13 protein-coding genes and 1 other RNA gene are annotated in these 11,785 nt (G+C 50.9%); 5 read left to right on the plus strand and 9 right to left on the minus strand.

Annotated features, from left to right (window positions below; translation table 11 throughout):
• A partial coding sequence (gene cimA, locus L691_RS0117550; protein WP_025691726.1) for a citramalate synthase occupies positions 1-1,091 on the plus strand: 1,091 nt, incomplete at its 5' end.
• A gap of 186 nt (positions 1,092-1,277) precedes the next feature.
• Here the strand turns inward: cimA and L691_RS0117555 are convergent.
• Entirely contained in the window at positions 1,278-1,892 is a 615-nt protein-coding gene (locus L691_RS0117555; protein ID WP_025691727.1) for a TlpA family protein disulfide reductase, read from the minus strand.
• 204 nt (positions 1,893-2,096) lie between these two features.
• Here L691_RS0117555 and L691_RS30745 point away from each other — a divergent pair, with 204 nt between their 5' ends.
• Complete coding sequence (locus L691_RS30745) at positions 2,097-2,573, plus strand: Mov34/MPN/PAD-1 family protein (RefSeq protein ID WP_025691728.1); 477 nt, start codon at positions 2,097-2,099, stop codon at positions 2,571-2,573.
• Here the strand turns inward: L691_RS30745 and L691_RS0117565 are convergent.
• From L691_RS0117565 to L691_RS0117575, 3 genes are read right to left on the minus strand one after another with little or no spacing between them, the layout of a single operon-like run.
• On the minus strand, positions 2,555-3,304 hold the full coding sequence (locus tag L691_RS0117565; RefSeq protein ID WP_025691729.1) for an exonuclease domain-containing protein: 750 nt from the start codon (positions 3,302-3,304) through the stop codon (positions 2,555-2,557). The genes L691_RS30745 and L691_RS0117565 overlap by 19 nt on opposite strands.
• A complete protein-coding gene (locus L691_RS0117570) occupies positions 3,301-4,380 on the minus strand; it encodes a DUF294 nucleotidyltransferase-like domain-containing protein (protein WP_025691730.1) in 1,080 nt (359 codons plus the stop codon). The genes L691_RS0117565 and L691_RS0117570 overlap by 4 nt, the downstream gene beginning before the upstream one ends.
• A 30-nt stretch (positions 4,381-4,410) precedes the next feature.
• Positions 4,411-5,796, minus strand: a complete 1,386-nt coding sequence (locus L691_RS0117575) for an ammonium transporter (protein ID WP_025691731.1) — start codon at positions 5,794-5,796, stop codon at positions 4,411-4,413.
• 291 nt (positions 5,797-6,087) lie between these two features.
• On the opposite strand from L691_RS0117575, the gene L691_RS0117580 reads away from it, so the two are divergent.
• Together L691_RS0117580 and L691_RS0117585 are read left to right on the plus strand one after the other, a co-directional pair.
• Positions 6,088-6,519 (plus strand): MerR family transcriptional regulator, encoded by a 432-nt coding sequence (locus L691_RS0117580; RefSeq protein WP_025691732.1) that lies wholly within the window; start codon positions 6,088-6,090, stop codon positions 6,517-6,519.
• 32 nt (positions 6,520-6,551) lie between these two features.
• A complete protein-coding gene (locus L691_RS0117585) occupies positions 6,552-7,220 on the plus strand; it encodes a zinc metallopeptidase (RefSeq protein ID WP_025691733.1) in 669 nt (222 codons plus the stop codon).
• 49 nt (positions 7,221-7,269) lie between these two features.
• Here L691_RS0117585 and L691_RS0117590 read toward each other — a convergent pair whose 3' ends face one another.
• Both L691_RS0117590 and L691_RS0117595 read right to left on the minus strand, forming a co-directional pair.
• Positions 7,270-8,184 (minus strand): LysR family transcriptional regulator, encoded by a 915-nt coding sequence (locus L691_RS0117590; protein WP_025691734.1) that lies wholly within the window; start codon positions 8,182-8,184, stop codon positions 7,270-7,272.
• Between the two features lie 45 nt (positions 8,185-8,229).
• Positions 8,230-8,862 carry a rhomboid family intramembrane serine protease gene (locus tag L691_RS0117595; RefSeq protein ID WP_025691735.1) on the minus strand — a complete coding sequence of 211 codons (633 nt, stop codon included), beginning with the start codon at positions 8,860-8,862 and terminating at the stop codon, positions 8,230-8,232.
• A gap of 125 nt (positions 8,863-8,987) precedes the next feature.
• Here L691_RS0117595 and tpx point away from each other — a divergent pair, with 125 nt between their 5' ends.
• Positions 8,988-9,506, plus strand: a complete 519-nt coding sequence (gene tpx, locus L691_RS0117600; RefSeq protein ID WP_025691736.1) for a thiol peroxidase — start codon at positions 8,988-8,990, stop codon at positions 9,504-9,506.
• 272 nt (positions 9,507-9,778) lie between these two features.
• On the opposite strand, the gene L691_RS0117605 is transcribed toward tpx, so the two are convergent.
• The 3 genes from L691_RS0117605 to L691_RS0117610 form a co-directional block, all read right to left on the minus strand.
• A complete protein-coding gene (locus tag L691_RS0117605; protein ID WP_025691737.1) occupies positions 9,779-10,168 on the minus strand; it encodes a DUF1499 domain-containing protein in 390 nt (129 codons plus the stop codon).
• A 164-nt stretch (positions 10,169-10,332) separates the two neighbouring features.
• A non-coding RNA gene (gene ssrS, locus L691_RS31415) (6S RNA) lies at positions 10,333-10,524 on the minus strand.
• A gap of 112 nt (positions 10,525-10,636) precedes the next feature.
• The gene (locus L691_RS0117610; RefSeq protein WP_025691738.1) at positions 10,637-11,470 is read right to left on the minus strand and encodes a YesL family protein; all 834 of its coding nucleotides are present in this window, start codon (positions 11,468-11,470) and stop codon (positions 10,637-10,639) included.
• Positions 11,471-11,785: the final 315 nt, after the last annotated feature.

Raw genomic sequence — 11,785 nt, forward strand, 5'->3', positions numbered from 1 at the left:
ATACCAATGGAGGAACGCTGCCGCATGAGATCCGGGATATCATCTCTTCTTTGGCCCTTCAATTGCCCGGCGCGCCGCTTGGTATCCATACCCATAACGACTGTGAGCTTGCCGTAGCCAACGCGCTCAGCGCAATAGAGGCCGGTGCCCGGCAGGTGCAGGGAACGATCAACGGATACGGCGAGCGCTGCGGCAACGCCAACCTCTGTTCTATCATTCCGACACTGCAGCTCAAGATGGGCTACAGCTGCATTCCCGCTGAATCTCTGCCGCAGCTTACGAATACGGCCCGCTACGTCAGCGAGGTCGCCAATGTTAATATGCCGGTAAATCAGCCTTATGTGGGAAGTGCGGCGTTTGCGCATAAGGGAGGCATTCACGTCTCCGCCATTCTGCGTGACTCCCGTACCTACGAGCATATCGCGCCCGAATTGGTTGGCAACAAGCAGCGCGTGCTGGTCTCGGAACTGGCCGGTCAGAGCAATGTACTGTCCAAAGCGCAGGATATGGGCCTGAATCTTGACCCTAGCAGCGAGCAGGCGCGCAAAGTGATCGACAAGATCAAAGATTTGGAGCATCAGGGTTACCAGTTCGAAGGCGCCGATGCTTCGCTGGAGCTGCTGCTCCGTGAAGCGACGGGCGAAATGAATGAACTGTTCACCTTCGAGTCGTTCAAGATGCTCGTAGAGAAATCCGCCGGAAAGCCGGTTGTCTCGGAAGCCTTCGTCAAGCTGAAGGTCGGAGGCGAAACTCTTTATACCGCCGGTGAAGGCAACGGCCCTGTCAATGCTCTGGATAATGCGCTGCGCAAGGCGCTTCTGGCTCATTTCCCGCAGCTGAAAGACATGCATCTGTCCGATTACAAGGTCCGTGTGCTGGATGAGAAGGATCAGACTGCCGCGAAGGTCCGCGTGCTGATCGAATCCAAAAATTACAGCGATACCTGGAGCACTGTCGGCGTATCCGCCAACGTTATCGAGGCAAGCTGGGAAGCGCTGGTCGACAGTATGCGCTACGCCCTGCTCGGTCAAATGTCGCCGGAAGTGACCGATCTTCTGGATTTTGGGCAGCGCGGCCTGGTCAATCATTAATTTAACCGCTCAATAGTAACAACCAGCTAGAGAATGCCAAAGAGCCGCTTCCCCTGCGCATCCGCACGGAAACGGCTCTTTTTTCACAACATAAGTTCGATTTCGCCACCATGCGTCAGCAACCAAATCGGGTCACTCAGAACAGCTCAATAAAAGTTCAGTTGGCCTCTGTTAGTCGTGCTGTTCTTACAACCGCTGTTGCTGCATCAGCTTCTCCAGTTTCACATCAAGCTGCTCTGCGGTCAATCCCCCGAGAATAATTTCGGAAATAACGCCGCTGCGGTCGATCAGAACATTGGTAGGAAACACGGTACCCTTGTATTTGGCATAAGCCTCTCCTTTAAGATCGAACATCACGGGAAAGATAAGCTTATACTTGTTCACAAAACGCTCCGCATTAGCTTTGTAATCGTAGCTTGTGACATTTATCCCATAAACATCGAGCGTATCCTTGTACTTCTCGGCTATTTTGTTTAGTTCAGGCGCTTCTACCTGGCACGGATCACACCAGGAAGCCCAGAAATTAAGCAGAACGGCCTTATCCCTTGCTCCGCCGATTGCATAAGTCGTCCCATTCTCACCCTGAATCGTAAAAGAGGGCGCCAGAAGTCCAGCCTTGGGTCCGCTCTCGGTCGGCAGGGTCTTGCCGTTAGCTGGAAGAATGGCCTGTTCAGCCGGCGGCGCATCTGTAAGATGCTGAGCGGTTTCCGTCTCGTCTCCGCGATATTGCAGCAAAATAACGGATACCGCAACTAGCGCCAAAATGACGATTACCAGGTTTCTGCGGTTTGCCATCTTCATCGTAGATTTTCCTTTACATATGGAGTTGTTCACTCCTATTGTACCCCCGTCTAAGCAGGTTTCAAACGGAAGCATTGGAAATACCACGTGTACATCGTCAGTTTCTTAGTTAATCTGAGCGTTTCCCGAGCGGAATAGTATTTTTTGGATAAAAAAAGGGGATTTCGTCCAGGACGAAACCCAATGAAGAGAGAGGGGTGAACAATGACAGCATTCCAGGGAACAGTTCCGCCTATATGGCTAAAACCTTCCGTATACCAAGCGCTGGGGAAGCATTTGGCATCCGTTCTTCCGCATGAAGCATGCGGCGTCCTGCTGGGTGCTGCCGCAGCGGGCGGCATGCGCATCGACACCTATTTGCCTATGCGCAACGTAGCGCCTGACCCGCTGCATGCTTTTGTCCCGCATCCGGCAGACTGGATCTCGGCGCTATATCTTGCGCCTCCTCCGATCGGCCTGTTCCACTCCCATCCGCTTGCAGCCCCCCAGCCCTCTTCCGCCGACCTTGACGGATTAACCGGTCTGGGTGACCATTTCGCGGTATATTTGATTGGCGCTCCCGGCAAAGAGCCGGCGAATCCCATTCTTCTGAACGGGTATAGCATTCAGCGCACCCGAACCGAAGGCGGAGAACGATCGGTCTCGCTGATTGAAACACCGCTTCAGGTTCTGCTCAAGTAAGCATACAGATCGCCCAGTGTTTCCACCTTCTTGTGCTGGGAAATTTCACGCAGGTAAGACACCCAGAGCTTAGCCGTCATTTTGGCGTCTTCCAGCGCATTATGTCTTCCGCATATCGGGATTCCATGCACCGTCAACAGTTCATCAAGCGTGTAGTTGCCACGGTTTGGCTCCAGCCAGCGCGCAAGCATCATCGTATCCAACACACGATGGGTAAGCTGTACCTTCGACGTTTTCCACAGCGCCGCATTCAGAAACGATTTGTCATGAGCGCTGGCGTGGGCGACCAACACTCTTTTTCCTACAAATGACATAAAATTATGAAGTCCGTCAATAAGCGAAGGCGCGGCCTTGGACATTTCTTCGGTAATTCCCGTCAATTCGGTTATATTCGCCGGAATGGAGGTCTGGCAATTAACAAGCGTGTAAAAGCACTCGTCTTCCTTGACCTCCTCCCCGACGACCTTAATCGCCCCGAATGACAGAATCTCATCCCCATGTTGACTGGAAAACCCAGTCGTTTCCAAATCAAACACAATGGTCTCCAGCTCGGATAGCGGAGTATGCAGCACCTCCGGCCGGCGTTTCTCCCTCATCAAAGACCTGATAAAAGCCATTTGCTGAGCAGTCTGCTGTGCGGATTCACCGCCACGAATCGAAGCGATCGCAGACGGCATGCCGCCGTGTCTTAAGTTGTTCCAGAACCCGCCGCCTTTGTTCGGCTCCTTCATAGCTGTCTCCTTTCAGCTGACCGGAGCTGGCGCTGCAGAACCCGATGGATGCGTCTGACAAGCAGTAAGCTGTCTCGCAGTTCGGACATCAGCTGCCTGTTCCTCAGTTCATTTTCAGATGCAAAATCACTACCCGACAAGAGTCCCTCATGAACCGAATAGGGAGTGCTGACCCTCATCTTTAGCGCCGTCAGGAACGCGCTTCGCACACCTTCCGGCAAATGCTGGTACTCCTTGCTCAGTATTTCCAGTCTTTCTAATGTCGAGGTCTTGCGAATTCCATGCTGCAAAGCAAAATATCTCACACCGTTAACTAACGGAATGTATAGCCCATATTTGACGTCAAATCCGCCGGCATGATCCCCGAATCTTTCAGTGAGCACCTGCCCGAGCAGATTAAGCGTCGCTTTATGACGGACGGTATTTCGCAGAACAGCCGCCCAAAGCTTGGGGTTATCGATGAACCCTTCATGATAAAAATTTAGCCACTGCTCGGAGAGGCTTCGGTCTCCCGCAACATGGCGCATATCGGAACAGATTATCAAATATCGAATGGGTTCCCATTCAAACTGGGTTCTCCAGCCCGTAATCTGCTCCTTCCATTCAGTCAGAGTCTTCCGCCACATCGGCTCGGAAACCATGACCTTGCCCTCGCATTTCTCATATCCGCTATTAGCCAACAGTAAGGAAAGCCTGATCCCGAATTCTTCAAAATACTTCTCCTTCGCTTCCTCCGGTTCTCCTTCAATAATCAGCCCGTTATCCTGGTCGCTCCACAGCGTCGTTTCTTTTCTGCCTGCGCTGCCGAACACAATAAAGGAATAAGCGCAGGGAGGCGGGCCATGGCCCGCCTCAATCATCTGCGCCTCGGATAAAACAACCGCCGCTTCTGCGATAGCATCATGCATCGCATTGACACGCAGCATCCATTCCTCAATGGGGATAACATTTAACTGTTCCAGGAGAATGCTTTGACAGGCTATGCGCCTTGTCTTCAGCTCCTGGGGCGAACCGGATGTTACGATGGACTCATGAACCGCCTTATAGTCCCAATCGTCGGACTCCGCATGGGTCACTCGGCCCGCCTCCCTGATGTTATATTATAATTATTTCTTCCGGGATTCGGATTCCGAAATCAGCTTCATTTGCTCAGGATAACCGTAAGTGCCATGTTCGCTGATGTCCAGACCCATCAATTCTTCCTCTTCCGTAACGCGAATGCCGCTTACCAGCTTCATGATATACAGGAAGATGAAGGACAGGATTGCTACGAAGGCAAAGGTTCCAATTACACCGAGAACCTGAACACCAAGTTGGTGGAAGCCACCGCCATAGAACAGACCGGCTTGACCGACATTTACAGTTTTAGCGAGTTCAGGAGTTGCGAATAAACCAGTGGATACCGCACCCCACATACCGGCGATGCCGTGTACGGAGAAAGCGTAGATCGGATCGTCAAGACCCGCGCGTTCCAGCCATTGCGAAGTCATGAATGTAAATGCGCCGGCAACAAGGCCGATAATAAAAGCTGCCCAAGGTTCAACGAAGGCGCAGGCGCCGGTAATCGCTACGAGAGCGGCCAGAACGCCGTTCAGCATCGCCGGGATATCAGATTTGCCGAAGTACAGCCAAGAGGCTACCAGAGCTGCCAGACCGCCCGCTGCCGCAGCAATGTTCGTGGTCAGGGCCACATAACCGAAGAATCCGCCCATTGGGCTCAGTGCGCTGCCTGGGTTGAATCCGAACCAGCCGAACCACAGAATGATAACGCCGAGAACCGTAAATACTTGGTTATGTCCCGGAATAATAACCGGCTTGCCTTCTTTGTTAAATTTGCCAAGGCGAGGTTTGAGCAGGATTGTAGCGACTACCGCCGCCGTTGCACCCGTCAGATGGACAACTGTCGAACCTGCGTAGTCCTGCATGCCCATCGATGCCAGCCAGCCGCCGCCCCATACCCAGTGAGCGACAACAGGGTAAATAAAGATGGAGAACAAAATACCGAAGATAATATATACGCTCAGCTTCGCGCGTTCCGCCATACCGCCGGAGACGATAGCAAGCGAAACAGCCGCGAACGCCATTTGGAACAGGAATTTCACGTTCAGGGTAACGTCTGAGAATGCCAGCGATTCAAAGGAAGCAGCCATCGAATCACCGCCATATCCAAAGCCCGTTGTACCGAAGAAGTCGTTGCCGTTGCCGAAGCCCAAGCCAAAGCCCAGCGCCCAGAAGCAAATGCTTGCAATTGCAAGCGTCAGCACCGTCTTACCTGCAACGTGGCCCGCATTCTTCATCCGGACCGAACCGGCTTCAAGCATGGCAAAGCCAGCTTGCATAAAGAATACCAGAATAAAAGCCAAATAAGTAAAAGCTGTGTCCAGACCGATTTGCAGGTCCGGAGCAGTAGGTCCGTCAGCGGCAAAAGCGCTGACCGGGTAAATCGTCAGCGTTAGCATCGCTAACACAAAACATAACCACTTTCTCTTCATTACTCCCCACTCCCCTATGTAATATATTCTAACAAATCATGAAACTCTTAATGTCATTATAAGCAAAACGAAGCAAAATTGACAAGACAATTTTTCACGAAACGGGAAAGAAATTTTTAGTAAATAATTAGCAGCATTAATCGGGAATTTGATGAATATACTTTTGAAAGCGTGACGTTTGACTGTATGGTTTTTAGTCTGATATCATTAAATAGACAAATCAAGGAAATATGGCATCCATTCCGCCCGGAGCCTCAACATTTCCTTCTGCGAGGTGAGCAGCATGGGGATATGAATCTATACCGGATCGGCGAACTGGCCAAAGCGGCTAATATCAGCGAGCGTACTATTGATTATTACACCAAGCTTGGACTGATTCATCCCGAGACAAGAAGTATGAAAAATTACCGGCTATACAGCGATGAAACCTTGGCTACTCTGGAACGTATTAATCAATTGAAGCAAGAAAAATATACTTTGGAAGAAATTAAGTCCATTATAGCCAGGTGGAACGCGGCAGCGTCCGATCCCGATGTATCGAGCAAGCTGGCAGAGCTTGAGGCCCATATGCAGCAGCTCCGGCGTGAGGTTAAGGCGCTTGAACCGGCGCTGAGCCGGATGAAGCCGGGACAGGCCAAACTTGCCTTGGCTCATCTGATTCCGCAGGGAGCGGCCTGCATTGAGGCCATACGTCTTCTATTGACGCAAGTGCCGCCATTCTAATTCAATCGACCAGAAAGTGGAGGAATGAGTAAATGATGTATCTATTAGTAATAGTAGCTTTTCTATTCTCGTTATGGGCTCAGTTCAGGGTAAAGGGAACCTTTAACAAATGGTCTCAGGTTGCCAATTTGAACGGAATGACCGGATACGAGGCCGCAAGACGAATGCTGGATTCCAATGGTCTCGGCGATGTGCCGATTGAGCCCGTCCCAGGCGCCCTTACCGACCACTATGACCCGATTCACCGGGTTGTCCGTTTGTCGGAGCCAGTATATTATGAACGCTCCATTTCAGCTGTCTCCGTTGCCTGCCACGAGGTAGGGCATGCCATTCAGCACAAAGTTCACTACCCGATGCTGGTGCTTCGCCACCGGATGTTCCCGGTCGTTAACTTCGCTTCGGGCGTCGCTCCTTTCATGCTGCTCGCCGGCTTCCTGTTCAGTTCTCTGAATTTGATCGGCCTTGGCATAATCTTCTTCTCGGCGGCTGTAGCCTTTCAGCTTGTAACATTGCCGGTGGAATTCAATGCCAGCAACCGGGCCCGCCAAGTCATGGTGGAGCAGGGCTTTATCCGAAACGATGAAGAACGAGGAGTCGCCAAAGTGCTTAACGCCGCAGCGCTGACCTACGTTGCCGCCGCTCTAGTCTCCGTACTTGAGCTGCTTCGCCTGATTTTGGTCTATACCAGCAATCGCGACTAACAGCAGCTGTACAAATTGGCTCTTGTATCACAATAAACCCCGGAAGGCTCTAGGAGCCGACCGGGGTATTATTTTGCCGCGTTCTGAAATAAGTCAGCAGAAAAGCCCTGAACGAACGCGCGACCAACGGGAGCCTGCCGTCCGAGCGGTGTATAAGTCCGATTGTTCGGGTAACCGCCGGCTCTTCCACTCTCACCTGAGCCGGTTGAAGCGAGCTCGTCGGGTACAGCGCTATTTCCGGCAGCAGACTGACACCCATTCCCGCAGCAACAAGGCCGCGTATTGTGTCCGTCTCTCCTCCCTCAAACGCGATTTGCGGTGTAAATCCCGCTTTCAGACAGGCCTGCCAGACGATCGGACGCAGCGAATAACCCGGACTGAACAGCACGAATTGTTCATCCTTCAGCTGTTCAAGACGTATAATCTTCTCCTGGGCAAGCGGATGATTCTGAGGAAGGATCGCGAATAGCTCTTCCGTCATGACCACATCCCCGATCAATTGCTCGTCACTGTCCGGACAAGGGGATATGAAAGCCAAATCCACCTCACCGGAGAGCACATCCTTGATCAAAGAGGGATACATCCCCTGCTTAAAGCGGAATTTGACATGCGGATAATGCCTGCGGAATTCCGCTACGATGGTAGGGATCAAATGCGTCCCGACGCTGTTGGGAAAACCGATCCGGATTTCCCCCCGTTCAGGGTCCAGAAATTCATGTATTTCGGCCACGGACCGGTCCAGATCCTTTAGGATCGTTTCCACCCGCTTACAGAACAGCTGGCCTACCGGTGTAAGGTGCAAATTCCTGCCTTTTTGCATAAATAAATCAATGCCCAGTTCCTGCTCCAGCAGGTGGATTTGCCGGCTGACCGCCGACTGCGCCACATGCAGCTCCTCAGCCGCTTTGGTGACATGCTCTTTCTGGGCAACCTTCAAGAAATACTGTAGTTGTCTAAGCTCCACGCCACAATCGCCTCCGTCCTGCGCTTCTTTCTAACCGGATCATTCTCATCCTCGCGGCCGCCTGCGGGGCAGCACCCGAATAATGAGGCCATATAGGAAGAAGCCGCCGATTAAACCGCCAATATGGGCGGTCCAGTTCACATTTGGCGTAACGAAGGACATAATAATCCCCATCGTCAGCAGGCCATAGAGCGTCCTGCGAGAACCTTCATCCATCATAGTGCGCTGAAACAGGGCGATATACAAGAATGCGCCATATACGGCAAATATCGCCCCTGAGGCGCCAACCGAGACCGTTATCACTTCCTCCGTGCCGCCTCCCCATGCTCCATTGGACAAAATATTGCCGACCACCCCGCCTAACACATACAGCAGCACATAACGCCACCAGCCCATAAGCCGTTCAAGCGGCGGGGCAAATACAAGCAGCGCAAAGCCGTTGAACAACAGGTGCGTAAACCCGTTATGCAGAAAGATCGATGCAACATACCGCCACAACTCTGTTCTTTCCGGTCCGGCATCCGCTAGTGCGCCGAAGCGCAGCAGAGTCTCCGGATTTGTCGAGCCCCCGTTCAGCGTCAGCACCATAAACATAACGATATTTGCTAAAATGATGAGGCTTGTAACAGGATAAAATTTAAGATAGCTTTTCCAGTTTTCATAACGGATGAATATCATGGCGCCACCCTTCTCTTCCTTTCTTGTTCTATATACGTCCCAGGTTGGACAGGGTCTCATTAAAAAGATTATAATTTATTGTGGCAGCAACAAGCCAATTTTGTTAGTTCAAGGAGGAATAATAAGTGACGCAAGAAAGAACAGGCGCAGCCACTTTTAAGGGAAATCCGATCACGCTTATAGGACCGAAACTGAGCGCCGGCGATCCGGCCCCCGATTTTATACTCAGCAAAAATCTGCTCGAGGAAGCTACCTTGAAAGATTTCAGAGGTAAAGTAAAGCTCCTCAGCGTAGTTCCTTCGCTTGATACCGGCGTCTGCGACGCACAAACCCGCCGATTTAACAGTGAAGCTGCCGAGCTTGGCGATGAGGTCGTCATTCTGACCGTCAGTGCCGATCTTCCGTTCGCTCAAGCCCGTTGGTGCGGCGCCGCAGGAATCGACCGTGTCATTACACTCTCGGACTACAAAACGAACGCCTTCGGCGAGGCCTACGGCGTGCTGATCAAGGAATTCAAGCTGGATATGCGCTCTATCTTTGTCATTGATAAAGATGACAAGATCACGTATGTGGAATATCTAGGCGAAATGGCGGAGCATCCAAACTACGAAGCCGCTATTAGCGCAGTCAAGAGCTTGTTGTAACAGCGTACTTACACTATTATGTCAAGAAGAAACGGCTTCGTCGTCCTGTTAGGGACGGTATCGTTTCTCGTAGAAATATAAGACAAAATGATAAGCGCTCAGCTTATAAATTCTTATATTTTTAAAAAGCGGAAGAAGGCACACCTTCTCCCGCTTTTTTTGCAAGCCAAAACAAGCCATTTTCCATCTTGGCCAAGATGGGGAAATTTGTTTCTTCCATAATATAAGCGCATACAATACTCGCTTTCCTTCGCTAAGCGGCGCAACAGGATTTAATCGAGCTTATATTTGCCGATCTTCTTGTCCAGCGTCTCGTAGAGGCGTTGAATGACCCGGTAGTTCGAGCCCAAATCGCCAAGCGAGCCCCGGGACGCCGAATAGACGTCAACCGCACACCGCGTTGGTGACGTATTAAGCACGGAAACGGTAATATCCAGTGTCCGGCCGAATGCCGTCTTTTTCTCCAGCGTAATCTCTCCCACGGATTGAACTTCATGAAGTACTCTAAAGCCTGGAATTTTCTTTAACGTGGAGGACACTTCCTCCCATCCCTTTTCTTTGGTGAGGTTGTAATAGCGCGTTTTCAAAGCGGGTTCTTTGGCGCGGTCACTCGTTCCTTCATGACTGCGAAACAAGCCGACCAAGGTTCTTTTTAAAGACAACTTACTTCCCCCTCATATCCCAAGTTCACTTATTTCAGTGTATCACTCTTGTCCCAGGAACAAAAGTAAAATGCTTATTAATCCCGCTGCAGTCTGCATTTCGGCACACAAGAAGGCGCCCAGTCTCCCGCTCAGGGTACTTGGGCGCCTTCGTACGCGATAAAAGAAAACCCGCCTATGCCGTCCGGCTACAGTGTCTTCTGAACCTGCAATAGCAGGTGGGTGATCGCAGTTGCGGTTTTGAAGTCCCCTTGTCATATAGACAGGGCCTTTCAGCTGCGCTTCATGTAGATCTCCCAAGACATTATCATTGGTTCAAAACAACGAGCAGCCGATAACGTACATCGCAGGATTTAGCCCTATTATATTGCGTTTTAACGAAAAAGTAAACCTTGTATGCGCTTTATTTTACATGAGACGATTTTTCTTTTTATATATGGATAACAATCTGCAGCAGAAAACGCTGAATTAAAGGCGGGGCTGCTCCCCGTCCGGCGTCTCTTTGGAAAGGTTGACTTTCTCTGAATTTTCTTCCGGTTCTTCATTATCCGCGCTGTGCTCAGCCTCTAGAGATTCTTCTTCCTGACGCTTTCTCGTTTCCGCCTGAAGCTGCAATTTGTTGTAGGTAGCGTAGAAATTAAAGAAAGCAACCATGGCGATCAGCGTTGGAATACATACAAAATAGAGTGCAGGATATCTCAAACCGATGTAAGCGAGCACAACACCGGCCACGAGGGTTGTAAACACCCGGATTGGACGGGCGATGGTAAGCAGAATGGAGTTGGTCATTACTTGCTTGAAGGTCATCTGATAGTGAACGACAGCAGAAAAAAAGTTGAACATCGACACCATAAGGACAATCATCAGAACAAGCATCAAAATACCAACAATCTTAAAATCGGCCATTTGTGTCATATAAATCGTCACATCAAAGTACATCACGACGAACAAGAGCGTATAGATCAGACCGCCAAGCATGCTCTTCAGGTAATTCTCCTTATATCCTAGAAAAAAAGTCTTGAATGTGCTTACATCTGTATTGCCCATTACCCACTTGCGGACCACCGTGAACAGCGCCGACGTTGCCGGAAAAACGGTAAACGGAGCCGTGATGGCAAGACCCCAGTTCAAGGTGACCTGCTCGTTTGCCCCCCCCTGGCCCGTCGCCATCAGCATGAATTTCATCACGATAAAAAACAAAAACGGAGATGAGCATAAGGTCCACAGCACATTGCTGAACGCTATGCGTGAAATCCACTCCGTGATACGGTATAAACCGCCCATTGCGCCTTTAAACTCCACTTTCCTTCCTCCTGTCTCTTCGCTACTGCATAGCTTAACTATACCTTATTTCACCACGGCATTTCCATAGCTCAATCATGTAAGTTTGGGCGGCGCTCTGCCCTTGGTTGTATAGAGGTAAAAAAGAAGACGGCCGCACATGATGCGCACCGTCTTCTATGCTGCTCTGGGCTTATCAACAGCCCGCCGAGCTTAAATATCGAAAGAATCCTCACGCTTCGGCGTGCGGCGCTCACCGTCGGCAGGACGCTGGAATTTGCGTTCTCCGCCACGATAGCTCGAACCTTCACGGCTGCCTTTGTATCCGCTGCCGCC

Source organism: Paenibacillus zanthoxyli JH29 (assembly GCF_000520715.1).
GTDB lineage: Bacteria > Bacillota > Bacilli > Paenibacillales > Paenibacillaceae > Paenibacillus_AQ > Paenibacillus_AQ zanthoxyli.

Coding starts and splice junctions, on each gene's coding strand:
- L691_RS30745 (WP_025691728.1), top strand. CDS start 2,097: ATGACAGCATTCCAGGGAACAGTTCCGCCTATATGGCTAAAACCTTCC.
- L691_RS0117580 (WP_025691732.1), top strand. CDS start 6,088: ATGAATCTATACCGGATCGGCGAACTGGCCAAAGCGGCTAATATCAGC.
- L691_RS0117555 (WP_025691727.1), bottom strand. CDS start 1,892: ATGAAGATGGCAAACCGCAGAAACCTGGTAATCGTCATTTTGGCGCTA.
- L691_RS0117595 (WP_025691735.1), bottom strand. CDS start 8,862: ATGATATTCATCCGTTATGAAAACTGGAAAAGCTATCTTAAATTTTAT.
- L691_RS0117565 (WP_025691729.1), bottom strand. CDS start 3,304: ATGAAGGAGCCGAACAAAGGCGGCGGGTTCTGGAACAACTTAAGACAC.
- L691_RS0117585 (WP_025691733.1), top strand. CDS start 6,552: ATGATGTATCTATTAGTAATAGTAGCTTTTCTATTCTCGTTATGGGCT.
- L691_RS0117575 (WP_025691731.1), bottom strand. CDS start 5,796: ATGAAGAGAAAGTGGTTATGTTTTGTGTTAGCGATGCTAACGCTGACG.